The organism is Pseudomonas soli (genome assembly GCF_900110655.1).
Taxonomy (GTDB): domain Bacteria; phylum Pseudomonadota; class Gammaproteobacteria; order Pseudomonadales; family Pseudomonadaceae; genus Aquipseudomonas; species Aquipseudomonas soli.
The window spans coordinates 261,359-284,912 of sequence record NZ_FOEQ01000005.1; the positions used below are offsets into that span (position 1 = coordinate 261,359).

Consider the following 23,554-nt stretch of genomic DNA (forward strand, 5'->3'; position numbering starts at 1 on the left):
ATGCGCTAAAGTGATGTTTTAGCATATGAAAAGAACTATTTGGACTAAGTGAGACTGACTGGCATTTGTCCGCTGCGGTACATCACGGGGCTATAATCCGGGGTTTGCTCCGCAGGGATGTAACAGCATGCTCAAGGCCTTGTGCCAGAGCCTGTGCCTGAGCCTGCCGCTGGCAGCTAGCGCACAGGCCGCTTCGGTGGTGTTTCTCAATCCAGGCTACTCCAACGAAACGTTCTGGGTTGACTATTCACGCTTCATGCAGGCCGCCGCCAGCGACCTCGGCATGACCTTGCGCGTGCAATATAGCGAGCGTCGCGCCGACCTGGCCCTTACTCAGGCCCGTGAGGTGCTGCAAGGACCACAGCGCCCGGACTACCTGGTGCTGGTCAACGAGCTGTACGTTGCCCCAGAGATCATCCGCTTGTCGCGAGGCACCGGAGTCAAGCTGTTCCTGGTCAACAACGGCCTCACCGACAGCCAGGCGCACAGTGTCCAGGCGCAGCCGGACAAATATCCTGAAGTGCTCGGCTCGTTGGTCAGCAACGACGAGGAGGCTGGTTACCAGATGCTCAAGGCGCTGGCGGCGCAACTGCCTGCCGCACCCGGGGCGGTCGACTTGCTGGTATTCGCCGGGGTCAAGACCACGCCGGCCTCGCAGTTGCGCGTGCAGGGCATGCGCCGGGCACTGGCCGAGTTCCCCCAGGTGCGCCTGCGCCAGGTGGTGTACGGCGGCTGGAGCCGCCAGCGTGCCTTCGAACAAGCGCAGATGCTGCTCGAGCGGTACCCCGACACCCGCCTGGTATGGTCAGCCAACGACCAGATGGCATTCGGTGCCATGCAGGCGTTCCAGGCACTAGGCAAGGTGCCCGGGCGCGATGTCCTGTTCAGTGCGGTCAATAGCTCGCCTGAGGCTCTGCGCGCGCGAATCGACGGGCGTTTGAGCGTACTCATGGGTGGGCATTTCACCTTGGGTGGCTGGGCCATAGTCATGCTGCACGATGACGCCCGAGGGCTGGCGGTAGGCCGCGATGGCCAGCGCGAGCACAGCGCGCCGGCTCTGCAACTGATCGACTCAGCCAAGGCGCGGCGCTGGCTCGAGTTGTTGGAGCAGGATGGCCATGGTATCGACTTCCACCGTTTCAGTGCCGAAGGGCGACCGGCAGATTTCCGCTACCCGTTTCTCACGTCACCCGTCGAGTATTGAAAGACCCTGCTTGAGCGAAGGGCATTGCTGGACTTAACTGCTGCTTGTGAAGTGCATTCCCATAACCACTACAAGAGGCAATGCAATGGGAAACTCTACCAAGGTCCGCAAAGCTGACAGCAGTGTCGATGCCTGGGCGATCCTCTGTCTGATCGTGCTGGTGGTGGTCACCGCGGTGTACTGGGTCAGCCATCAATAGCGGATAACTGCTCAAGACCGTGAGAAGCACCTGAACCGCCCGCGGAAGGGATATCCGCGGGCGGATTGCGTTTTGGCAAGCAGTATTGGCGGATTTGCTCTGTGATCAGCGCGCCGTCAGGTGCATCGCCAACTGCACCAGGCCGATCAGCACGAAGATGAAGATCAGCGTGAACACTGTCCCCATCACGATGAAATGGCTGGCCTTGCCATAGGTGAAGTCGCGGGCGCGGTTCTTGCCGCTTTGCACGCCAAACGCCGCGGCAAGGATGCTCTGCAGCATCTGCCAAAAGGTCGGTGGCTTGCCATGTTGGCTGTCGTCCATGAGTGGCTCCTGGGTTCAGAGGCAATCATCGACAGTGTAGGCGACTCAGGCCGATGCGATCGCCGTGCTTGCCTGTTCCTGGTCGTCCTGGGCCACCACCCGCTCGCACAACTCGATGATCTGCTCGCGCATCCAGCGGTTGGCCGGGTCCTGGTCGGTGCTCTCGTGCCAGTAGAGATGGGTCTCCAGCGGCGGAACTTCCACTGGCAGTGGCTGGTGGCGCAACTGGTGGCGGCGGGCGAAACGTTCGGGGACGGTCATCACCATGTCGGTCTGCTGTAGCACCTGGGAGGCCATCAGGTAGTGCTGCGAACGCAGGGCGACACGGCGTTGCACCCCCATTTTGCCAAGGGCCAGGTCCACATAGCCCAGGCCATTGCGGCGGCTGGAGATATGGATATGGGTCATGGCCAGGTAGCCGTCGAGAGTCAGCTTATCGTCGGCTTGGGGGTGACCGGGACGCATGGCGCAGACGTAGCGGTCCTGCATGAGCTTGACGTGCCGAACCTGCGGATCGGTGTTAAGCGGCGCGTCGACGGCGAAGTCCAGGCGCCCGGCGGCCAGCTCCTTTGTGGTTTCGCGGCGCTTGCACAGGAAACTCTCGATCACCAGGGCTGGGGCAAGCCGGCGCAGGCGCTGGAACAGCGGCGGCAGGATCACCGCTTCGGTAAGGTCGGTCATGCTGATGCGGAAGGTCTTGCTCGCCTGCAGCGGGGTGAAGATGCGGCTTTCCTGTACCGAGGTGCGCAGCAGCGACAGCGCGTTGCGTACCGGGCCGATGATGTTCTGCGCCATGGGCGTGGGCACCATGCCTTGGGCGGTGCGCACGAACAGCGGGTCGTTGAATGTCTCGCGCAACCGTGACAGGGCGTTGGATACCGCCGGCTGGGTGATGCCGACGATCTGCCCGGCGCGCGTCAGGTTGGCTTCGGTGTAGATCGCGTCGAAGACGATGAACAGGTTGAGGTCGACCTTGCTGAGGTTCATGGGCGCCGCTCTTTGTTGGAGTTATGGATCGATCATATATTGGTTATGAATGTTTATACACGAAGAAAATAGACTAGGTGGATGAAGGGTGGCTGTTCTAGGCTCAGGTCCATGTTCTTCACTGACGGAAGGTAGCCCCGATGGATTTCGCCTATTCGCCCAAGGTCCAGGTACTGCGCGAACGCGTCAGCGCATTCATGGATGCATACGTCTACCCGGCCGAGCCGGTGTTCGAGCGCCAGGTAGCCGAGGGCGACCGCTGGCAGCCTACCGCTATCATGGAGGAGCTCAAGGCCAAGGCCCGCGAGGAAGGACTATGGAACCTGTTCCTGCCCGAATCCGAATATGGTGCAGGGCTGAGCAACCTTGAGTACGCGCCATTGGCCGAGATCATGGGCCGCTCGCTGCTGGGGCCCGAGCCGTTCAACTGCTCGGCGCCGGACACCGGCAACATGGAAGTGCTGGTGCGCTACGGCAGCGAGGCGCAGAAGCGCCAGTGGCTCGAGCCGCTGCTGCGCGGCGAAATCCGCTCTGCGTTCGCCATGACCGAGCCGGACGTGGCCTCTTCGGATGCCACCAACATGGCCGCCACCGCCGTGCGCGACGGTGACGAGTGGGTGATCAACGGCCGCAAGTGGTGGACCTCCGGCGCCTGTGACCCGCGCTGCAAGGTGATGATCTTCATGGGCCTGTCCAACCCCGATGGCCAGCGTCATCAACAGCACTCGATGATCCTGGTGCCCACCGACGCAGCCGGCGTGAAGATCGTCCGCCCACTGCCGGTGTTCGGCTACGACGACGCGCCACACGGCCATGCCGAAGTGTTGTTCGAGAACGTGCGGGTGCCTTACGAGAACGTGCTCCTCGGCGAAGGCCGTGGCTTCGAGATCGCCCAGGGCCGCCTCGGGCCTGGGCGCATCCACCATTGCATGCGTTCGATCGGCATGGCCGAGCGCGCCCTGGAGCTGATGTGCAAACGCTCGGTCGAGCGCACCGCCTTTGGCCGGCCGCTGGCGCGGCTGGGCGGCAACGTCGACAAGATCGCCGACTCGCGGATGGAGATCGACATGGCCCGGCTGCTGACCCTCAAGGCCGCCTACATGATGGACACCGTCGGCAACAAGGTGGCCCGCAGCGAGATCGCCCAGATCAAGGTGGTGGCGCCGAACGTTGCGCTGAAGGTAATCGACCGGGCCATCCAGATCCATGGCGGGGCAGGGGTGAGCGGTGATTTCCCCTTGGCCTACATGTATGCGATGCAGCGCACCCTGCGCCTGGCCGACGGACCGGATGAGGTGCACCGGGCGGCGATCGGCAAGTATGAGATTGGCAAGTATGTGCCGAAGGAGATGCTCCGTAGCGAGCGCTAGGGTTTCCTGCCTGGGTCGTGGTGGCTGATATTGACGACAGAAGACCCGCCGCAGCGGGTCCCCTCGTCAACTTTCAGCCCGGCGGACTCAGACCCCCGCCGCCAGCTTCGCACTCACCTGCCGACGACGATACGCGCTGTCGCGGCTGGCCAGCCACCAGTACAGCGGCGAGGTGATCGCCAGCCCCACCAGCCACGACAGGTCGGCGCCGTTGATGTGTGCGGACACCGGCCCGACATACAGCGGCGTGTTCATGAACGGGATCTGCACCACGATACCCACCGCGTAGGCAATCAGCGCCTGGGGGTTGTAGCGACCATAGATGCCACCGTCGATTTTGAAGATCGAGTCGATGTCGTAGTCGCCCTTGTGGATGACATAGAAGTCGATCAGGTTGATCGCCGTCCACGGTACCAGCACCACCAGCAACACCAGCAACACCAGCACCATGTCGACGAAGTGGCCGATGAAGTCCGCCGAGGCGAACACCGCCACCACGCAGCAGGCCGCCAGCACGAGCAGCGACAGCACGGCGCGGCTCTTGGCAGTGGGGATCCAGCGGTAGGCGAAGGTCTGTACCAGGGTGATGATCGACAGCACCGCGCCGTACAGGTTGAGGGCGTTGTGGCTGATCACGCTGAGCAGGAACAGCACCAGCATCAGCGGGCCGAGGGTGCCGGTGGCAAGCTTGACCGCGTCCATGGTGTCCATCCCGGCAGGGATCGCCAGCACCGCCACCGCGCCGAAGATGAATGACAGGCTCGAGCCCAGGGCCGAGCCAAGGTAGGTGGTCCAGAAGGTCGAGGACACTTTTACGTCAGCCGGCAGGTAGCGCGAGTAATCCGACACGTAGGGCGCGAAGGCGATCTGCCACAGCGCCGCCAGGGACACGGTGGCCAGCCAGCCGGCCAGGTTGAAGCCGCCGCGGGTGAGGAAGTCGTCGCTCTGCACATGGCTGAAGATGTAGCCGAAGCCGACCACGATGCCGATGCCCAGCACCCAGGTACCGATGCGGTTGAGCACGTGGATGAAGCGGTAGCCGATTATGCCGATGATGCCCGAGCCCAATGCACCGATGACGATACCCACGGACACCGGCACCGTCTCGACCACGCCATGTAGCGACTTGCCGGCCAGGACGATGTTGGAGGCGAAGAAGCCGATGTACATCACCCCGGCGATGACCACCACCAGCAGGGCGCCGAGCGAACCGAACTGGGCGCGGCTCTGGATCATCTGCGGAATGCCCATCTGCGGGCCCTGGGCAGAGTGCAGGGCCATGAGCACGCCGCCTACCAGGTGGCCGACCAGGATCGCGACGATGCCCCAGACCAGATTTAGGTGGAATAGCTGCACGCCGAGTGCGCCGGTGACGATGGGCAGCGGCGCGATGTTGCCGCCGAACCACAGTGTGAACAGATCCCTTACCTTTCCATGGCGGTCTTGCGGTGGCACATAGCCGATCGTGTGTTTCTCGATGAGGGGGGCCGAATTGGCTGCACTGGTCATGACTGACTCCAAGGCAAGGTGGGGCATCGGGGATTGCCCGGGTGCGTGCCGGCAAAGGGCGACGCGTTCTTGTTGGCGCGATGATGCGGGGCGGGCGGGGATCCAGAAATTAGTAAATTTGTGCTCATGAGCCTTAAAAAACCTAAGGCTGGAAAAAGCTTGAATGGGAAGGGCGGCAAGCGCGCTGCCGAGGCGCTTTGGCGCCGGACAAACCACGCCCATGACGCAGCGGCTATGCTTTCCAGTGCGCGGGTTGAGTGGGGAGTACTTCATGGCGACGCTGGAACGGGCCATCGCGATGGCCATCAAGGCACACGAAGGGCAGTTCGACAAAGGTGGGGCGGCTTACATCCTTCACCCGCTGCGGGTGATGGGGCGGGTGATCACTCCTGAGCAGCGCATTGTCGCGGTGTTGCACGATGTGCTGGAAGACACGCCGCTGACCCTGGCCGACCTCGCCCGTGAAGGTTTCCCGCTGAAGATCCTCGCCGCGCTGCTGGCGCTGAGCCGGCGCGAGGGCGAGAGCTACGAGGCGTTCGTCATTCGCCTGGGTGTGGACCCCTTGGCGCGCCAGGTGAAGCTGGCGGACCTGGCCGACAACAGCGACCTTTCGCGCATCCCTTGCCCAGGCCCGGCCGATGTGGCCCGGCTGTGCCGGTACCAGCAGGCCAGCGCCTACCTGCAGACGCTGGCCTGAGGGCCTTTAGCCGCAGGCCTTGAGGTTGACCGGGCCGACGAAGGCGTTGCCGCGCCCCATCACGCATGCCACCTGCTGGTTGCGCTGCAGCTCCCAGGGCTGCGGCGGGTAGGTCTTGTTCCAGGCCTCGAACAACTGGCGGTCCTGTTTGGACAGGCGCAGGTCGTACTGCTTGCTCATGTAGAAGTAGGTGCGCGCGATCATCCCGCGGATCGACGGGCGCGGCATGACCTTCTTGGCCTTGAAGTCGACCTGGGTCAGGCAACTGCCGTACTGGCCATGCTGCTCGGGCAACCAGCCGAAGCTGAAGTTGCTGCGGTCGCCGTTGACCTCGCCGATGCTCGGTACCAGGTTGTGCAGGTCGGCCTCGGCCCGCTGGTAGACCTTGTCGTGGCGCGAGCAGTTCTTGCGCCCGCCGTCCTGCCAACACTGGCGTTGATGGCCGATCTGCCAGGCCGGGACAATGTGTTCCCACTCGATGCGCGAGGCACGGTTGAGGTTCTTGCGCGGCGCATAGCCGCAAGACGCCAGGTCGACCTTGTTGCCCTGGTACTTGCAGCCGCAATAAAACTCGGTGGACTGCGGCGCGTACAGCTTCCAGGCAACCTTCTTGGCCTCTTGGAAGGTGCGTGGGGCGTCGGCGTGGGCGAGGGGGGGGAGCAGCAGCAGGCAGGCAGCGAAAAGCGAAACTCTCATGTGCAATCAGTCTTCCTTCGGCACGGTCCAGAACACCTGCACGCCGCCATCGTCGCGGTGGGCGAGGGTGACGTTGTCGTTCTCGGCGATTTCCTCGAGCAGCGTGGCCCAGTCATCGGGCGATTCGTGCTCCAGGCGGAAGATCAGGGCGGCGCGGCTGCGCTGGGCGGTGGGGCTGTTGATGATCTTCTGGATGCGCTGACCCAGTAGTTCATAACTGCTTGGCGACGCTGAGGCGGGTTTGGCCACGGGGCTGTTCCTTGTTTTGCTGTATGTGCATACAGTATTTCACTGTAAGCCATTTCGCAACAACGGGTAGGATGAAAGCCGTATAAGACCGTGGTAGAGGGATTGGTTCAATCGAAGACATCGCGGCGCCAGCCCGTTCCCACAAAGGTCATGTGTGCCCCGGGGGAGCGGGCTTGCCCCGCGATAGGGTCGGTATCTTCAACATACCAACCCGAAGTGCACGCCGATCAGTATTCCCAGAAGATCCGCTGCAGCTCTTTGCTGTCCTGGGTCTTGGTCATTGCGACCATTGCCAGGATCCGCGCCTTCTGCGGGTTCAGGTCATGGGCCACGACCCAGTCGTTCTTGTCGTCAGGTTGTTCGGCATTGCGCAGTACGAAGCCGCCCTGGTTAACGTGGGAGGAGCGGATGATCTGCACGCCGTCCTTACGCAGCTCCTGCAGCGCCGGCACCACGCGCGACGACACCGAGCCATTGCCGGTGCCGGCGTGGATGATCGCCTTGGCGCCGCCCTGGGCCAGCGCCTTGTAGGCGGTGTCGGTCACGTTGCCGTAGCCATAGGCGATATCCACGGCCGGCAGCTTGCTGATGGTCTTGATGTCGAACTCGGAGTTGACGGTGTGGCGCTTGGCCGGCAGGCGGAAGAAGTACGACTTGCCTTCGACCACCATGCCCAGCGGGCCCCACTGGCTCTTGAAGGCTTCGGTCTTGATATTGACCGCCTTGCTCACGTCACGGCCGGACTGGATCTCGTCGTTCATGGTTACCAGCACGCCCTTGCCGCGGGCGTCCTTGCTGCTGGCCACGGCCACGGCGTTGTACAGGTTGAGCATGCCGTCGGCGGACATCGCCGTGCCCGGACGCATCGAGCCGACCACGATGATCGGCTTGTCGGTCTTCTCTACCAGGTTGAGGAAGTAGGCGGTTTCTTCGAGGGTGTCGGTGCCGTGCGTGATGACGATGCCATCGACGTCCTTGCTGTCGGCCAGTTCGGCGACGCGCTTGCCCAACTTGAGCAGGTCGTCGTTGCCGATGCTTTCCGAGGCGACCTGCATCACCTGCTCGCCGCGCACGTTGGCCAGGTCTTTCAGCTCTGGCACGCCGGCGATCAGCTTGTCGATGCCTACCTTGGCGGCCTGGTAGGTGGCGCTGTTGGCCGCGCTGGCGCCAGCGCCGGCGATGGTGCCGCCGGTGGCGAGGATGACCACGTTGGCGAGCTTCTGTTGTTGCGCGGCTTCCTTGGCGGAAACGGTAGTCGGCAGTACCAGCAACAGCGCCAGGGCGCTCGGTGCGAAGGTCTTGATAGCGGATTTCATCATTTCTGCTTCTCTCTTCCACGGTGAGATGTGCGTTAAGTCGCACTGCAGTAAGGCAGATTTCGTACCATCAACTACCGTTCGTCGTATTTCATCTTGAAACCCTTGTCTGGACTGGAGGTACGCGATCCGACCAATTGGTCAAGTTGCGTGAGGTCATTCGGCTGGCCGAACGAGAGTAGGAAATGTGTTCGGTTTTTCGGACGAATTGCGGATAATCCCTCTTGCGTAGCTGCGGCTTCCTACGCGCTGGATTGACAAACCTGCGGCCTATTTACATAGTTAGTCACCGCAAACGTTTGCGATCCGATAAAAACCACAAGATTCGGAGTCATTTCCATGAAGCTGCCGTTCTCTGGCCGTCCTCTGGCCCTCGCCGTTCTGTCGTCGCTGATATTCTCCCTGCCTGTCGCCCACGCCGAGGAGGCGCCCAAGGTCGCCCTGGTGATGAAATCCCTGGCCAACGAGTTCTTCCGCACCATGGAAGACGGCGCCAAGGATTATCAGAAAACCCATGCCAGCGAATTCCAGCTGGTCGCCAACGGCATCAAGAACGAGACCGATACTGGCGAGCAGATCCGTATCGTCGAGCAGATGGTCAACTCGGGCGCCAAGGCGCTGGTTATCGCCCCGGCCGACTCCAAGGCGCTGGTATCGGCGGTGAAGAAGGCCATGGACAAAGGCGTGATCGTGATCAACATCGATAATCGCCTCGACCCCGAAACCCTCAAGAGCAAGGGCATCAGCGTGCCGTTCGTAGGCCCGGACAACCGCAAGGGCGCGCGTATGGTCGGCGACTACCTGGCCCAGCAAAAGCTCAAGGCCGGTGACCAGGTCGGCATCATCGAAGGCGTGCCGACCACCACCAATGCCCAGCAGCGCACCGCTGGTTTCAAGGACGCCATGGAAGCCGCGCAGATGAAGATCGTCTCGGTGCAATCCGGCAACTGGGAGATCGACAAGGGCAACGCCGTTGCCGCCTCGATGCTCAACGAATATCCCGATTTGAAGGCGCTGCTGGCCGGCAACGACAGCATGGCCCTGGGCGCTGTCTCGGCCGTGCGCGCCGCCGGCAAGACCGGCCAGGTGCAGGTGGTCGGCTACGACAACATCAAGGCCATCGAACCGATGCTCAAGGATGGCCGTGTGCTGGCCACCCTCGACCAGGCTGCCAGCGAGCAGGCGGTGTTCGGCATCCAAGCGGCGCTGAAGATGCTCAAGGGCGAGCAGCCCGGCGTGGATGCCGACAATGTCATCCAGACGCCAGTCAAGCTGATTACCAAGTGAAGTGATTTCGCGGGAGCGTGGGAGCGGGCTTGCCCCGCGATGGTGTCGCAAGGTACAGCCTGCCCTGGCGCCTCGCGGGGCAAGCACGCTCCCACGAAAGCCCGCCTTCTAAACGTGTCATGCTTCGTCCTAGGAGAAAATGGCCATGTCAGTACCGGCCAATGAAACCGTGCTAGCCGTCAGCGGCCTGGGCAAGACCTACGCCCAGCCCGTACTCGGCGATGTCACCCTCGAGCTGCGCGGCGGCGAGGTGCTGGCCCTGACCGGCGAGAACGGCGCGGGCAAGTCGACCCTGTCCAAGCTGATCAGCGGCCTGGAGATCCCCACCACCGGGCAGATGCTCTACCGCGGCCAGCCCTACGCCCCCGGCAGCCGCGCCGAGGCCGAGCGTCTCGGCGTGCGCATGGTGATGCAGGAACTCAACCTGCTGCCGACGCTGACCGTGGCCGAGAACCTGTTCCTCGACAACCTGCCCAGCCGCCTCGGCTGGATCAGCCAGAAGCGCCTGCGCCAGCTGGCCACCGCAGCCATGGCCCAGGTTGGCCTGGATGCCATTGACCCGGACACTCCCGTCGGCGAGCTGGGCATCGGCCACCAGCAGATGGTCGAGATCGCCCGCAACCTGATCGGCGACTGCCATGTACTGATCTTCGACGAACCCACGGCCATGCTCACCGCCCGCGAGGTGGAGCTGCTGTTCACCCAGATCGAGCGCCTGCGCCAGCGCGGCGTGGCCATCGTGTATATCTCCCACCGCCTCGAAGAACTGCAGCAGGTGGCCCAGCGCATCGCCGTGCTGCGCGACGGCAAGCTGGTGTGCGCCGAGCCGATCCAGCGCTACAACAGCGAGCAACTGGTCAACCTGATGGTCGGCCGCGAGCTGGGCGAGCATATCGACCTGGGCCAGCGCACGATCGGTGCGCCACTGCTCAAGGTCGACAGGCTCAGCCGCGGCGACAAGGTCCGCGAGGTGTCGCTCGAGGTCAGGGCAGGGGAGATCTTCGGTATCTCAGGCCTGATCGGTGCCGGGCGCACCGAGCTGCTGCGCCTGATCTACGGCGCCGACCGCGCCGACAGCGGCCAGGTCGCCCTCGGCCAGCCGCCGGTACCGGTGACCATTGACTCGCCCAAGGCGGCGGTCAAGGCTGGCATTGCGCTGATTACCGAGGACCGCAAGGGCGAAGGCCTGCTGCTGAGCCAGTCGATCAGCGCCAATATTGCCCTGGGCAACCTTGGCGCCGTATCCCGTGCTGGCGTGCTCGACGCCGACGCCGAGCGTGAGCTGGCCGAGCGTCAGATCGGCGCCATGCGCATCCGCAGCGCCAGCCCCGCCCAGGCCGTGGGCGAGCTGTCCGGCGGCAACCAGCAGAAGGTGGTGATCGGCCGCTGGCTGGAGCGCGACTGCCAGGTACTGTTGTTCGACGAGCCGACCCGCGGCATCGACGTCGGTGCCAAGTTCGACATCTACGGCCTGCTCGCCGAGCTCGCCCGCCAGGGCAAGGCCCTGGTGGTGGTGTCCAGCGACCTGCGCGAGCTGATGCTGATCTGCGACCGTATCGCCGTGCTCAGCGCCGGACGCCTGATCGACACCTTCGAGCGCGATCATTGGACCCAGGACCAACTGCTTGCCGCCGCCTTCGCCGGCTACCAGAAACGTGATGCCCTGCTGCACGACGCAGCTCCCAGGATGGACGCATGAAAACCACAACAAACACCTCGGACGCCGCGCCAGTGCGCCGCAGCGGCACCTATTTCGGCCTGGGCACCTACCTGGGCCTGGCCGGTGCCTTGCTGGCGATGATCGTGCTGTTCTCGTTGCTGAGCAGCCACTTCCTGTCCTATGCCACCTTCAGCACCCTGGCCAACCAGATCCCCGACCTGATGGTGCTGGCGGTGGGCATGACCTTCGTGCTGATCATCGGCGGCATCGACCTGTCGGTCGGCTCGGTACTGGCCCTGGCGGCCTCGGCCGTCAGCGTGGCGATCCTCGGCTGGGGCTGGGGCGTGCTGCCCGCCGCCTTGCTCGGCATGGCCGTGGCGGCCTTGGCCGGCACCGTCACCGGCAGCATCACCGTGGCCTGGCGCATCCCTTCGTTCATCGTCTCGCTGGGCGTGCTGGAAATGGCCCGTGGCCTGGCGTACCAGTTCACCGATTCGCGTACCGCGTATATCGGCGATGCCTTCGCCTGGTTCTCCAACCCGATCGCCTTCGGCATTTCCCCGGCCTTCATCATCGCCTTGCTGGTGATCGTGCTGGCCCAACTGGTGCTGACCCGTACTGTGTTCGGCCGCTACCTGATCGGTATCGGCACCAACGAAGAGGCCGTGCGCCTGGCCGGTATCGACCCGCGCCCCTACAAGATCCTGGTGTTCGCCCTGATGGGTGTGCTCGCCGGTCTTGCCGCGCTGTTCCAGATCTCGCGCCTGGAGGCCGCCGACCCCAATGCCGGCTCGGGCATGGAGCTGCAGGTGATCGCTGCCGTGGTGATCGGCGGCACCAGCCTGATGGGCGGGCGCGGCTCGGTCATCAGCACCTTCTTCGGCGTGCTGATCATTTCGGTGCTGGCCGCCGGCCTGGCCCAGATCGGCGCCTCTGAGCCGACCAAACGTATCATCACCGGGGCGGTCATCGTCATCGCCGTGGTACTCGACACTTATCGCAGCCGGCGTGCGAACCGGCGGAACTGAAACCATGGCAACCATCAAAGACGTCGCGGCACTTGCAGGTATTTCCTACACCACCGTGTCCCATGTACTGAACAAGACCCGCCCGGTAAGCGAGCAGGTGCGGCTGAAGGTCGAGGCGGCGATTGCCGAGCTCGACTACGTGCCCAGCGCCGTGGCCCGTTCGCTGAAGGCACGCAGCACCGCCACCATCGGCCTGCTGGTGCCCAACAGCGTCAACCCGTATTTCGCCGAGCTGGCCCGGGGTATCGAGGACGCCTGCGAGCGCAACGGCTACTGCGTGATCCTGTGCAACTCCGATGACAACCCGCAGAAGCAGCGCAGCTACCTGCGCGTGCTGCTGGAAAAGCGCATCGACGGCCTGATCGTCGCCTCGGTGGGCGAGGACCAGGACCTGCTCGACAGCCTCAGCGGCGTGCGCACGCCGATGGTCATCGTCGACCGCGCGCTGGAAGGCGTCGAGGCCGACCTGGTGCGCATAGACCACGAGCAGGGCGCCTACCTGGCCACCCGCCACCTGCTCGAGCTCGGGCATCGCGAGATCGCCACCATCGGCGGCCCGGTGGACACCGGGGTCAGCCAGCTGCGCCTGGCCGGGTTCCGCCGAGCGATGGCCGAGGGCGGCGTGCGCGTTGCCCCGGGCCATGTGCTGCACAGCGACTTCACCAGCCTCGGCGGGCATGCCGCCGCGGCGCGCCTGCTCGATGGCGAGCGGCCCACGGCGATCTTCGCCGGCAACGACATGATTGGTTTCGGCGTGCTGCGTGCCGCTGCCGAACGCAATATCGACGTGCCCGGCGAGCTGTCGGTGATTGGTTTCGACGACATCGAACTGAGCCGCTACGTGTATCCGGCGCTGACCACGGTCGGCCAGTCGATCCGCGAGTTGGGCGAGAGCGCTGCCGGGCTGTTGCTGTCGCGCATCGTCACGCCGCGCCGCGACGGCGCTGCCGAACAGCGCATCGTCGCCCCGCGCATCGTGCTGCGCGAATCCACCGGGCCACGCCCGGACCTGTTCAACGATTACCGTTAAGGAATGCCCATGGATGCCAAGGTGGTAGTGGTCGGCAGCCTCAACATGGACCTGGTGGCCCGCGCCCAGCGCCTGCCCCGGGCAGGCGAGACCCTGACCGGCGACAGTTTCTTCACCGCGCCCGGCGGCAAGGGCGCCAACCAGGCGGTGGCCGTGGCCCGGCTGGGCGCCAGCGTGGCGATGGTCGGCAACGTCGGCGACGACGCCTACGGTCAGCAACTGCGCCAGGCGCTGCTCACCGAGGGCATCGATTGCCAGGGTGTGAGCGTGTGCCCGGGTGTGTCCAGCGGCGTGGCGCTGATCGTGGTGGATGCCGCCAGCCAGAACGCCATTGTCGTGATCCCCGGTGGCAACGGCCTGCTCAGCCCCGAGTCGGTGAGCCGTTTCGATGCACTGCTGCAGCGCGCCGAAGTGATCATCTGCCAGCTGGAGGTGCCGAGCACCACCGTGGCCTGGACCCTGGCCCGCGGCCGCGAGCTGGGCCGCACGGTGATCCTCAACCCGGCGCCGGCCAGCGGGCCGTTGCCAGCGGAGTGGTATGCCTACATCGATTACCTGATCCCCAACGAGAGCGAAGCCGAGGCCCTGGCCGGGGTGCGGGTCAACGACCAGGAAAGTGCCCGTCGCGCGGCCGAGCGGCTACGCCAGCTGGGGGCGGGGAAGGTGATCGTCACCCTTGGCGGCGATGGTGCCTTGCTGGTCGACGCCAGCGGCAGCCGGCACTTCCCGGCCCCACGGGTGCAGCCGGTGGACACCACGGCGGCCGGCGACACCTTTGTCGGCGGCTTTGCCGCTGGCCTGGCGCGGGGCTTGTCGGAAGACGAGGCGATCAGCTTCGGCCAGCGCGCCGCCGCATTGTCGGTGACCCGGGTCGGCGCGCAGCCGTCCATTCCCCTGTTGAAGGAGCTGGCGCCATGAAGAAGACGCCGCTGTTGAACATCGCCCTGTCGCGAACCATTGCCGGGCTCGGCCATGGCGACATCCTGGTGATCGGCGACGCCGGCCTGCCGGTGCCGCCAGGCGTCGAGCTGATCGACCTGGCGCTGACGCCGGGTATCCCGGATTTTGCCAGCGTGTTGCGCGTGGTACTGAGCGAGATGCAGGTCGAACGGCATGTGCTGGCCGATGAAGTGTTCCAGGCCCTGCCGCCCGGGTTGGCCGAGGTCGAACGTTTGCACGCGGACGGTGAGCTGGGCCAGCGACAGGCGCTGAGCCATGCCGACTTCAAGACCCTGTGTCGCCAGGCCCGGGCCGTGGTGCGCACCGGGGAGTGCAAGCCCTACAGCAATATTGCCCTGGTGGCTGGCGTCACTTTCTAGACCGAATGCGAGGGCTTGCACCCTCGATCGCCGGCAAGCCGGCTCCCACAGGTCGGGCGCAACCTCGGGCTGCCGCTGTGGGAGCCGGCTTGCCGGCGAAAGGGCCGCGAAGCGGCCCCTTGTGAATCCATCCCCCTAGCAACAAGGAGTGCTGAATGTCCCTCAAGAACCTGCTCCAAGGAGCCGTCCTCATGTCCGCGCTGGCCGCGACTTCCCTCATGGCCGCGCCCCGCGACCTGATCATCGACACCGACCCCGGCGCCGACGACGTCGTCGCCCTGCTGCTGGCCATGGCCTCGCCCGAGGAACTGAAGATCCGCGCCATCACCACCGTAGCCGGCAACGTGCGCCTGGAGAAGACCTCTCGCAACGCTCGCCTGGCCCGTGAGTGGGCTGGCCGCGAAGAGATCCCGGTGTACGCCGGGGCAGGGCGGCCGATGGTGCGCACGCCGATCTACGCCGCCAACGTGCACGGCGAGGAAGGCCTGACCGGCGTCCAGGTCCACGAGCCGAAAAAGCCGCTGGCCCAGGGCAACGCCGTGCAGTACCTGATCGACACCCTGAGCGCCGCCGAGCCTCACAGCATCACCGTCGCCATGCTCGGCCCACAGACCAACCTGGCCCTGGCATTGATCCAGAAGCCGGAGATCGTCAACGGCATCAAGGAAGTGGTGGTGATGGGCGGCGCCCACTTCAACGGCGGCAACATCACGCCGGCGGCGGAATTCAACCTGTTTGCCGATCCGCACGCCGCCGAGGTGGTGCTGGCCAGTGGCGTGAAACTCACCTACCTGCCGCTGGACGTCACCCACAAGGTGCTCACCAGCGACGCGCGCCTCAAGCAGCTCGCCGCGGTCAACAACAATGCCAGCAAGCTGGTGGTGGACATCCTCAACGCCTACATCAAGTTCGACATGGACAATTACGGCATGCCCGGCGGCCCGGTGCACGACGCCAGCGTCATCGCCTACCTGCTCAAGCCCGAGCTGTTCAAGGGTCGCCAGGTGCACATGGTGGTCGACAGCCGCGAAGGCCCGACCTTCGGCCAGACCATTGCCGACTGGTACGGCGTGCTCAAGCAGCCGGCCAATGTGATGTGGATCGAAGAGGGGGACGCGCAGGGCTTCTTCGACCTGCTCAGCGCCCGCCTGGCCCGATTGAAATAGTGTCGTGGTGCGCGTAGCGCTCGAACACCTGGTCGATGAAGCTACGCGCCGCCTCGCTGCCTCGGTCGCGTACCAGCAGGTCGATGGCGATCAGCAATAGCTCTTCGGGGGTTCCCGGGCTGTAGGCACTCTGACCTTCGTCCCACTTGACCTTGATATCGGCGTCGATGCTGTGGCTGCTCATGGGGCGGTTCTCGCTTGGGCCTGGATGATAGGTCGAATACCGCGTCCTGGCGTTCGAAGTGGAGGTGTTTCCTGCGCCACTTCTTGCAGTAAATCATGCCTTGGCGCAAGAGGATCTGCGACTTAGGCATAAGCCATGCGTTTGGTCGAACCTGCGGTTCGGGGCAAAATCCGGTGACGATTGCGTTTCGCATCCACTGGCTGCGTCAGGCAGAATCTTGCGGTTTTGCAACAAACAGTTAGAAGAACTGTCGCATAAGGCAGTTCCCGGATCGATTTAGGAGGATTCATGTTCCGTACCCGCGCTACCCTGGCGACCCTGCTGGTGGCTACCGTCCTGGCAGGTTGCAGCACCGGTGGCTCTTCGGGCGCCAGCGCCCCTGCCGCCCCGGCCGGCAATGACGGCCGCTGCGAAGCCAGTGGCGCCGATTTCACCGTCGGCAAGCCGGCCAGCGCCGAGCTGTTGGAGCAGGCGCGCAAGGCCAGCGGCTCGCAGATGGCACGCATCCTCAAACCGCACGATGTGATCACCCTGGAATACCGCTCCGAGCGATTGAACCTGAATGTTGATGACAAGGGTGTGGTGACCCGCGTCAACTGCGGCTGATTGCCCGCACGCTGTCACCTGGCGCGGGCCGGCCCGCGCCTTCCCGCGCTTATTCCACGCTTGCCGGTTCGCGCCGTTCCTCGCGAGTGAACAACCCTTCTCCCAAAGTGCGCGCGGCTCGCAGATGCCGTGCCGGATCCTGTCCTTCGCTGTCGTCCAGCAACGTCGAACTCAATACTTGAGCGCCGCAGTAATCGAAGATGCCGTGCTCGATCTGCACGCGCATGGCCTCGCCGTAGCCGTGGCGCTCGAAGGTGCCGGCATCGGCCCCGGCAACGCCGATCAGGTGCGCGGTCAAACCGTGCAGGCGCTTTGTGGTACTACCGTCCGCGGCCTGGTAGAAGGCCCAGCCATTGCTGAACACACGCTCGACCCAGCCCTTGAGCAGGGCCGGGAGCGACCACCAGTAGATGGGATAGACCAGCACCAGGGTGTCGGCGCGTTCGATGCGCGCCTGCTCGGCCAGCACATCGGCCGGCGGCGGCGCCAGGCGGCGGTGCACGGCGTGGTCGGCGAGGCTGAAACGGGGGTCGAAACCTTCACGGGCCAGGTCGGCGAACTCGCTGGTGTGACCGGCCGCGCGCAACCCTTCGGCAACCTGTTGGGCAAGGGCATGGGTAAGGGACTCGGTGTCGTGGTGACCGATGACGATCAGGGCATGCATGGCAGAATCTCCAGAATCAGGATGCGGGGGCTTCGGGAGCGTTATATACTCCCAGTAAGTTACGCTTAGTAAGTTACTTTTGGTAGGTAATCGATGTCAAGCGAGGAAAAGACCGCGCCGCGCAAACGCCTGTCCCGCGAGGAGCGTCGCCGGCAGCTGCTGGATGTGGCCTGGCAGCTGGTGCGCGAAGAAGGCACCGATGCCCTGAGCCTGGGGCGTCTGGCCGAGCAGGCCGGGGTGACCAAGCCGGTGGTGTATGACCACTTCGAAACCCGCAACGGATTGCTGTTGGCGCTGTACCAGGAGTACGACGCACGCCAGACGGCGATGCTCGACACGGCTCTGGCCGGTTGTCCGGCGGACCTGCCGGGGCGGGCCTGGGTAATCGCCGAGGCCTATGTGGATTGCGTGGCGACCCAAGGGCGCGAGATCCCCGGTGTCAGTGCGGCATTGGCCGGCTCGCCGGAGCTCGAGGCGCTCAAGCGCGGCTATGAAGGGCCTTTCATGGACAAATGCCGGGAAGCCTTGGCGCCGTTCGCGCCGACCGGCGATATCGGCGTGGCCGGCCTGTGGGTGCTGGTGGGGGCAGCGGAGGCGCTGTCCCTGGCGGCGGCGGCCGGCGAATTGGCCGGCGAGGCCGCCAAGCGCGAATTGCAGGCAACCATCGTGGCGATGGTCCTGCGTCAGTAGCTGCCGGCGCGGCGCAGGCCAGCAGTCAAGCCGGCAGGCTCTGGTACGTCTGTTCCTCGCCTGGGCTGCGGGCGAACTGGCGCTTGTACTCGCGGCTGAACTGCGAGGTGCTCTGGTAGCCGACGCGATGCGCAACCTGGGCCACGCCTAGCCCTTCGCCGATCAGCATCTGTTGCGCCTTGAGCAGGCGCAGGCGCTTGAGGTACTGCATCGGCGCGAGGTCGGTGCAGCGCTTGAAATGCTCATGGAAGGTCGACACGCTCATGTTCGCCCGGCCGGCCAGCTCATCCACCCCCAGCGGCTCGGCGTAGTGCTCGCGCAGGTATGCCAGGGCCGAGGCGATCCGGGCAAAATGTCCCTGTTGTTCGACCAGTGCCCGCAGCACCCCGGCCTGGGGGCCGCGCAGCGCGGTGTAGAGCACCTCGCGCACTCGCGCCGGCCCCAGCACCCTGGCGTCCAGCGGGTCCTGCAGGCACCGCAGCAGGCGCTCGACACTCTCGCGCATGGCCGTGTCCAACGCCGCCGAGGTCATAGACTGCGGGGTCTGTACCTGAACCGCGGCATCCGGCCCCAGGTTCATCGCTTGCACCAGCTCGCCGAGCATGGCGCGATCGATGTCCACCGCCACGCCCAGCAGTGGCGCCTGGGGTGTGGCGAAGGTTTCGCAGAGGAAGGGCACCGACAGCGCCTGCACCAGATAATGCCCGGCGCCGTACTCCAGGGTGCGCGGGCCCAGGCGCGCCAGCTTGCTGCCCTGGGCGACGATGATCAGGCTGGGTTCGTAGATCTGCGGGCTGCTGGCCACGTAGTGGTCCCAGGTCAGGACCTGGACCTGGGGCAGGGCGGTGGGCACGAACCCGGGGCGCGTGGCGAGGCTGCGGATCAGTGAGCAGAGCGTGGCATTGGCATCCACGTGGCAAGTCAGGTGCATGGCGAAACCGGGCAGAGAATCGGACAATGTCATCTTCGCAGATTAACTGGCTGGCGCCAGAGGGGAGCGGGCAGGTCCGGAGAATCAGGCATGCATGCCGGAGAATCGGCCGTGGCCGGGGCAGGCCAGGCTGCGCAAAATGCGCCGCCTGAACCGTTTCACCTGAGAGAGGTCCGCATGTACACCGCCATCGGCTACGCCGCCCAGTCCCCCACCAGCCCCCTGGCCCCCATGAGCTTCCAGCGTCGCAGCCCGCGGGCCGACGATGTCGCCATCGAGATCCTCTACTGTGGCGTGTGTCACTCCGATATCCATCAGGCCCGCAACGAGTGGGGCATCGCCGTCTATCCGCTGATGCCGGGCCACGAGATCGTCGGTCGGGTCACTGCGGTTGGCGCGCAGGTCAGCCGCTACCAGGTGGGCGATCTGGTCGGTGTAGGTTGCATGGTCGATGCCTGCCGTCACTGCGAAGCCTGCCGCCAGGGCGTCGAGCAATACTGCCTGGAAGGCCCGACCATGACCTACGCTACCCCCGACCGAGTCGATGGCAGCAATACCATGGGCGGCTACTCGAGCAGCATCGTGGTCAGCGAGGATTTCGTCCTGCGCATTCCCCAAGGCCTCGACCTGGCCAGCGCGGCGCCGATCCTCTGCGCCGGCATCACCACCTACTCGCCGCTCAAGCACCATGGCGTTGGCCCGGGGCACAAAGTCGGCGTGCTGGGCATGGGCGGGCTGGGCCACATGGGCATCAAGTTAGCCAAGGCCCTGGGGGCGCATGTCACGCTGTTCACCCGTTCGGCGGCCAAGGCCGAGGAGGCCCGGCGCCAGGGGGCAGATGAAGTGATCGTTTCCACCGACGCCGAACAGATGCGCGCCGCGGCCGGCCGCTTCGACTTCCTGCTCGACACCATCCCGGTCCAGCACGACCTCAACCCCTACCTCGAAACCTTGAGGTTCGACGGCGTGCATATCCTGGTCGGCTTGATCGAGCCGGTCGAGCCGCCGTTGCATGCGGCCAACCTGGTGATGAAGCGCCGAGTGCTGGCCGGCTCGTTGATCGGTGGCATCGCAGAAACCCAGGAGGTGCTCGACTTCTGCGCCGAGCACGGAATCAGCTGCGATATCGAGATGCTCGACATCCGCAACATCAACCAGGCCTACGAGCGGATGATCGCGGGTGATGTGAAATACCGTTTCGTCATCGACATGGCCACGCTGAAGGCCTGAGTCGAGGCGGCTCGTTATCTGAGGGGCGCCGCATATGCCTGGCGCAGGTCGACGCCCCAACCATCGAGCACGGCCTTGACGTTGTCGGCCGTCATCACCTGGCGGTCGTTCTCAAGCGGCACGCCAGTGCCTGCGAGCATCGCCTCGCCCACCACCCTCCCGCTGGTGCCGGCTTCGAACGACAGTTCGGTGGCGATCTCGCTGTCCCGGTCGCGCATCCCCACGGCACTGCTTACTCCAGCCGCGACCAGGGTGATCGGCAGCCACTCGTAGTAGCGCAGGCTTTGCGCGTCGGCGCTGATACGGGTAATGGCGGGCCTGACCACCAGCGTGTTCGGGCCAGGGGCATCCACTACCGTCATCACCTTGCCTATTTCCTCGCGCAGAACCGCGTCGTAATAGTCGGTGATCGAGGCGAGGGTAGCCTGGGGAATACGCGGGCTCGGTTCGGGTGCCGGGTAGAAGCGGCTGGGCGCCAGGTAGACCTCGATGTAGCGCCCCCGTGGCCATTTAGGGTCGGCCCAGCTCAGTAGGGTACCGCCAGACGGCGCCTGGTGCGGGGTGAGCAGGGCGTAGTCCTTGAGAAACCCGGCCGGGGCCGGCTTGTGGCTGCTGCAAGCCGATAAGCTTAGCGTGCTGGTCAGCATGACCGTCAGCAGATGCCGCTGACTCATGGGCGGCGCTCCTCTTGCGCGGCGGCCTGCCAAGCCTGGGGCGGGGGCGCGTCCTGCGAAGCCTGGATCTGCAACTTGCCATGCGCCATCAGCCAGTGGACCAGCTCACGGATGGGCACGGTATGGCTGTATTCGACCCATTCGCCACAGCCCGGATCGTAATGCTCGAAGTAGCGCCGCAGGATGATGTAGCCCAGGTTGTCCGCCAGGCTCAGGCTCTCTTGCTGCACGATCAGTGAGCCCGTCTGGCCGCGGCTGGTGTGGCGCTGGCTGAGGATCAGGGGGGCGGAACCTTCTTGAACGTCGGTGCTGTTGCGGCTGTCGGCTATCTTCATGGGGAGCCCTCGGCGAGTGGAAGGCCCGCAGGGTGCAGGGCAATGTTTGCCAGGTGATGTCCGAATCGTGTCGGGGGTGACGAAATGTTGCCCGATTGAAATAAATGACCCGGGCGCCGCAATGGTTTTAGATACGCCTTTTATCCGGACCTGTACCACCGTGAGCAGACTGCTGATCGTCGATGACGATGTGGAAATCCTCGCCCTGCTTAAGCAATTCTTCGTCCAGCAGGGGTATGAGGTGGACCTGGCCGCCGAAGGCCAGGCGATGTGGGCGGCCATCGAGCGCCAGCGCCCGGACGCGATTATCCTCGACCTGATGCTGCCGGGCGAGGGCGGTCTGAGTCTGTGCCAGAAGCTGCGTGCGCAGGTCGGAGTGCCGGTCATCATGCTCACCGCCATGGCCGAGCTGAGCGACCGTATCATCGGCCTGGAACTGGGCGCCGACGACTACCTGACCAAACCTTTCGATCCGCGTGAACTGCTGGCCCGCCTGCGCGCCGTGCAGCGCCGTGTCGGCGAGCAGGCGTCGCGCGGCGAGGCGGCCAGGCCGGTGATCGGTTTCGCCGGTTGGCACCTGGACGTCACATGCCGCGAGCTGCGTTCGCCCGAGCAGGTGATGATCCCGCTGTCCGGCGCGGAGTTCGACCTGCTGGTGGTGTTCCTCGAACATCCCCAGCGCATCCTTACCCGCGAGCAGTTGATCGACCTGACCCGTGGCCAGGGCCATGACGCCTACGACCGCAGCATCGATGTGCAGGTCAGCCGGCTGCGGCGCAAGATCGAGCCCGACAGCAAGCGCCCGGATCTGATTCGCACCGTGCGCAATGGCGGCTACCTGTTCACCGCCAAGGTCAGCCGCTCGTGATCCGTCGCCTGCTGGGCCGCGATACCTTGCGTAAACGGATTGCCCTGACCATCTTCGTCGCGTTGCTGGCCTCGTTGGCGCTCAATGCCTTGTTCGTCCAGCTGGCGGGTAGCTGGGCGCGCCCGCCCATCGACCGCACCGGCCTGCTCGAACAGATCGCCGTCATCACGCGGGTGATCGAGCGCGCACCGCCGGCGCTGCGCAGCAAACTGGCCCTGGCGGCGAGCACGCCGACTCTGCAGGTGACCTGGAGCACCCAGCGCAGCGATTTCGGCCTACCCGGTCCTGGCGTGCAGTTTACCTCCGGTCAGGTGCCGGCGATGGGGCAGTTGCTGGGGCCGGCACGCGTCATCGAGGTCTACAACCCCGACGACTGGCCCAAGGGCAGCCCCGAGGCTCACTATATTGCGCTGGTCGCCCTGGCTGATGACAGCTGGTTGTTGTTCGTGCCGCCGGAGCGCAGTTGGGGCCTGAGCGTAACGGCGCGCCTGGCGGTGGTGATCGGCCTGGGGCTGGTGGCGACCTTGTTGGTGGCCTGGCTCGCCACTCGTCAGCTAGCCGCTCCCTTGCAGCGTTTTGCCAGCGCGGCGCGACGTTTCGGTGGCGACCTGCAGGCCCCTCCCATCGACATCGAAGGGCCCGAGGAGATCCGCCAGGCGATCATCGCCTTCAATACCATGCAGGCGCAGATCCAGCACTTCATTCGCGAGCGTACCCACATGCTGGCGGCGATTTCCCACGACCTGCGCGCCCCGCTGACACGCATGCGTCTGCGCAGCGAGTTCATGGAAGACCTGGACCACAAGCACAAGCTGATCCGCGATGTGGAAGAGATGCAGAGCATGATCAACGAAGCCCTGGCGTTCTTTCGCGAAGGCACGCAGCTGGAGCAGCGTACGGCCTACGACCTGTCGGAGCTGTTGCAGACCCTGGTCGACGACTACCGCGACCAGCAGCTCGCCGTCACCTTCAAGGGCCCGGCGCACTTGGTGCATGACGGCCGTCCGCTGGCGACCAAGCGGGTGATCGTCAACCTGCTGGAAAACGCCATGAAGTATGCCCGTGATCCGCAGATCACCCTGAGCCATGCCGGGCACCTCATCGTCATCGAAGTAAGCGACCGCGGGCCGGGCATCCCCGAAGAGGCCTTGCAGCGGGTGTTCGATCCGTTCTACCGGCTGGAAGGATCGCGCAACCGCGACACCGGCGGCGTCGGCCTGGGGCTCTCGGCCGCCCGTGCCAGCGTGCGCGAGCAAGGCGGCGAGCTGACCCTGCGCAATCGCGTGGGTGGCGGGCTGGTGGCCCGGGTCGAACTGCCCGATGGGCGCTGA

26 protein-coding genes are annotated in these 23,554 nt (G+C 64.9%); 15 read left to right on the forward strand and 11 right to left on the reverse strand.

Annotated features, from left to right (window positions below):
- Window positions 1–127 precede the first annotated feature (127 nt).
- Complete coding sequence (locus BMY03_RS14055; protein ID WP_094011401.1) at window positions 128–1,204, forward strand: ABC transporter substrate-binding protein; 1,077 nt, start codon at window positions 128–130, stop codon at window positions 1,202–1,204.
- A gap of 304 nt (window positions 1,205–1,508) precedes the next feature.
- Here the strand turns inward: BMY03_RS14055 and BMY03_RS14060 are convergent, their stop codons facing one another.
- Both BMY03_RS14060 and BMY03_RS14065 read right to left on the reverse strand, forming a co-directional pair.
- The gene (locus BMY03_RS14060) at window positions 1,509–1,727 is read right to left on the reverse strand and encodes a DUF2970 domain-containing protein (RefSeq protein ID WP_094011402.1); all 219 of its coding nucleotides are present in this window, start codon (window positions 1,725–1,727) and stop codon (window positions 1,509–1,511) included.
- A 45-nt stretch (window positions 1,728–1,772) separates the two neighbouring features.
- Entirely contained in the window at window positions 1,773–2,714 is a 942-nt protein-coding gene (locus BMY03_RS14065) for a LysR family transcriptional regulator (protein WP_094011403.1), read from the reverse strand.
- A 140-nt stretch (window positions 2,715–2,854) separates the two neighbouring features.
- On the opposite strand from BMY03_RS14065, the gene BMY03_RS14070 reads away from it, so the two are divergent.
- Window positions 2,855–4,084 carry an acyl-CoA dehydrogenase gene (locus BMY03_RS14070; RefSeq protein ID WP_038706377.1) on the forward strand — a complete coding sequence of 410 codons (1,230 nt, stop codon included), beginning with the start codon at window positions 2,855–2,857 and terminating at the stop codon, window positions 4,082–4,084.
- Between the two features lie 87 nt (window positions 4,085–4,171).
- Here the strand turns inward: BMY03_RS14070 and BMY03_RS14075 are convergent, their stop codons facing one another.
- The gene (locus BMY03_RS14075) at window positions 4,172–5,593 is read right to left on the reverse strand and encodes a purine-cytosine permease family protein (RefSeq protein WP_094011404.1); all 1,422 of its coding nucleotides are present in this window, start codon (window positions 5,591–5,593) and stop codon (window positions 4,172–4,174) included.
- Between the two features lie 271 nt (window positions 5,594–5,864).
- Between BMY03_RS14075 and BMY03_RS14080 the strand changes: the two genes are divergently transcribed.
- Window positions 5,865–6,290: a bifunctional (p)ppGpp synthetase/guanosine-3',5'-bis(diphosphate) 3'-pyrophosphohydrolase gene (locus BMY03_RS14080; RefSeq protein WP_023631215.1), complete on the forward strand. Its 426-nt coding sequence runs from the start codon at window positions 5,865–5,867 to the stop codon at window positions 6,288–6,290.
- Window positions 6,291–6,296: 6 nt separating this feature from the next.
- Here the strand turns inward: BMY03_RS14080 and BMY03_RS14085 are convergent, their stop codons facing one another.
- From BMY03_RS14085 to BMY03_RS14095, 3 genes are all read right to left on the reverse strand, one after another.
- A complete protein-coding gene (locus BMY03_RS14085; RefSeq protein ID WP_094011405.1) occupies window positions 6,297–6,986 on the reverse strand; it encodes an endonuclease in 690 nt (229 codons plus the stop codon).
- A 6-nt stretch (window positions 6,987–6,992) separates the two neighbouring features.
- On the reverse strand, window positions 6,993–7,235 hold the full coding sequence (locus BMY03_RS14090; RefSeq protein ID WP_023631213.1) for a DUF1654 domain-containing protein: 243 nt from the start codon (window positions 7,233–7,235) through the stop codon (window positions 6,993–6,995).
- A gap of 227 nt (window positions 7,236–7,462) precedes the next feature.
- Complete coding sequence (locus BMY03_RS14095) at window positions 7,463–8,551, reverse strand: asparaginase (protein ID WP_094011449.1); 1,089 nt, start codon at window positions 8,549–8,551, stop codon at window positions 7,463–7,465.
- Between the two features lie 339 nt (window positions 8,552–8,890).
- On the opposite strand from BMY03_RS14095, the gene BMY03_RS14100 reads away from it, so the two are divergent.
- The 7 genes from BMY03_RS14100 (at window position 8,891) to BMY03_RS14130 (ending at window position 16,041) form a co-directional block, all read left to right on the forward strand.
- Window positions 8,891–9,838: a sugar ABC transporter substrate-binding protein gene (locus tag BMY03_RS14100; protein WP_023631211.1), complete on the forward strand. Its 948-nt coding sequence runs from the start codon at window positions 8,891–8,893 to the stop codon at window positions 9,836–9,838.
- A 145-nt stretch (window positions 9,839–9,983) separates the two neighbouring features.
- Window positions 9,984–11,537 carry a sugar ABC transporter ATP-binding protein gene (locus BMY03_RS14105; protein ID WP_038707570.1) on the forward strand — a complete coding sequence of 518 codons (1,554 nt, stop codon included), beginning with the start codon at window positions 9,984–9,986 and terminating at the stop codon, window positions 11,535–11,537.
- Window positions 11,534–12,526 (forward strand): ABC transporter permease, encoded by a 993-nt coding sequence (locus tag BMY03_RS14110; RefSeq protein ID WP_038706376.1) that lies wholly within the window; start codon window positions 11,534–11,536, stop codon window positions 12,524–12,526. Before BMY03_RS14105 ends, BMY03_RS14110 begins: the two co-directional genes overlap by 4 nt.
- 4 nt (window positions 12,527–12,530) lie before the next feature.
- Window positions 12,531–13,556, forward strand: coding sequence for a LacI family DNA-binding transcriptional regulator (locus tag BMY03_RS14115; RefSeq protein ID WP_038706375.1), 1,026 nt, complete (start codon window positions 12,531–12,533; stop codon window positions 13,554–13,556).
- A 9-nt stretch (window positions 13,557–13,565) separates the two neighbouring features.
- Complete coding sequence (rbsK, locus tag BMY03_RS14120) at window positions 13,566–14,474, forward strand: ribokinase (RefSeq protein WP_094011406.1); 909 nt, start codon at window positions 13,566–13,568, stop codon at window positions 14,472–14,474.
- A complete protein-coding gene (gene rbsD, locus BMY03_RS14125) occupies window positions 14,471–14,875 on the forward strand; it encodes a D-ribose pyranase (protein WP_094011407.1) in 405 nt (134 codons plus the stop codon). Before rbsK ends, rbsD begins: the two co-directional genes overlap by 4 nt.
- A 155-nt stretch (window positions 14,876–15,030) precedes the next feature.
- The gene (locus BMY03_RS14130) at window positions 15,031–16,041 is read left to right on the forward strand and encodes a nucleoside hydrolase (protein ID WP_046855160.1); all 1,011 of its coding nucleotides are present in this window, start codon (window positions 15,031–15,033) and stop codon (window positions 16,039–16,041) included.
- Here BMY03_RS14130 and BMY03_RS14135 read toward each other — a convergent pair.
- Window positions 16,013–16,225: a hypothetical protein gene (locus BMY03_RS14135; RefSeq protein WP_023632517.1), complete on the reverse strand. Its 213-nt coding sequence runs from the start codon at window positions 16,223–16,225 to the stop codon at window positions 16,013–16,015. The genes BMY03_RS14130 and BMY03_RS14135 overlap by 29 nt on opposite strands.
- A 288-nt stretch (window positions 16,226–16,513) precedes the next feature.
- On the opposite strand from BMY03_RS14135, the gene BMY03_RS14140 reads away from it, so the two are divergent.
- The gene (locus tag BMY03_RS14140) at window positions 16,514–16,831 is read left to right on the forward strand and encodes an I78 family peptidase inhibitor (protein WP_023632516.1); all 318 of its coding nucleotides are present in this window, start codon (window positions 16,514–16,516) and stop codon (window positions 16,829–16,831) included.
- A gap of 49 nt (window positions 16,832–16,880) precedes the next feature.
- Here BMY03_RS14140 and BMY03_RS14145 read toward each other — a convergent pair whose 3' ends face one another.
- A complete protein-coding gene (locus BMY03_RS14145) occupies window positions 16,881–17,495 on the reverse strand; it encodes an NAD(P)H-dependent oxidoreductase (RefSeq protein ID WP_094011408.1) in 615 nt (204 codons plus the stop codon).
- Window positions 17,496–17,588: 93 nt separating this feature from the next.
- Between BMY03_RS14145 and BMY03_RS14150 the strand changes: the two genes are divergently transcribed.
- The gene (locus BMY03_RS14150) at window positions 17,589–18,185 is read left to right on the forward strand and encodes a TetR/AcrR family transcriptional regulator (RefSeq protein WP_094011409.1); all 597 of its coding nucleotides are present in this window, start codon (window positions 17,589–17,591) and stop codon (window positions 18,183–18,185) included.
- Between the two features lie 25 nt (window positions 18,186–18,210).
- Here BMY03_RS14150 and BMY03_RS14155 read toward each other — a convergent pair whose 3' ends face one another.
- Window positions 18,211–19,116, reverse strand: a complete 906-nt coding sequence (locus BMY03_RS14155; RefSeq protein WP_094011410.1) for an AraC family transcriptional regulator — start codon at window positions 19,114–19,116, stop codon at window positions 18,211–18,213.
- Window positions 19,117–19,293: 177 nt separating this feature from the next.
- Between BMY03_RS14155 and BMY03_RS14160 the strand changes: the two genes are divergently transcribed.
- Window positions 19,294–20,346: an NAD(P)-dependent alcohol dehydrogenase gene (locus BMY03_RS14160; RefSeq protein ID WP_094011411.1), complete on the forward strand. Its 1,053-nt coding sequence runs from the start codon at window positions 19,294–19,296 to the stop codon at window positions 20,344–20,346.
- Between the two features lie 14 nt (window positions 20,347–20,360).
- Here BMY03_RS14160 and BMY03_RS14165 read toward each other — a convergent pair whose 3' ends face one another.
- Complete coding sequence (locus BMY03_RS14165; RefSeq protein ID WP_094011412.1) at window positions 20,361–21,020, reverse strand: DUF3313 domain-containing protein; 660 nt, start codon at window positions 21,018–21,020, stop codon at window positions 20,361–20,363.
- The gene (locus BMY03_RS14170; protein WP_023632737.1) at window positions 21,017–21,355 is read right to left on the reverse strand and encodes a hypothetical protein; all 339 of its coding nucleotides are present in this window, start codon (window positions 21,353–21,355) and stop codon (window positions 21,017–21,019) included. Before BMY03_RS14170 ends, BMY03_RS14165 begins: the two co-directional genes overlap by 4 nt.
- A 121-nt stretch (window positions 21,356–21,476) precedes the next feature.
- Here BMY03_RS14170 and BMY03_RS14175 point away from each other — a divergent pair, with 121 nt between their 5' ends.
- Both BMY03_RS14175 and BMY03_RS14180 read left to right on the forward strand, forming a co-directional pair.
- Complete coding sequence (locus BMY03_RS14175) at window positions 21,477–22,223, forward strand: response regulator (RefSeq protein WP_052062214.1); 747 nt, start codon at window positions 21,477–21,479, stop codon at window positions 22,221–22,223.
- Window positions 22,220–23,554 (forward strand): ATP-binding protein, encoded by a 1,335-nt coding sequence (locus tag BMY03_RS14180; RefSeq protein WP_094011413.1) that lies wholly within the window; start codon window positions 22,220–22,222, stop codon window positions 23,552–23,554. Before BMY03_RS14175 ends, BMY03_RS14180 begins: the two co-directional genes overlap by 4 nt.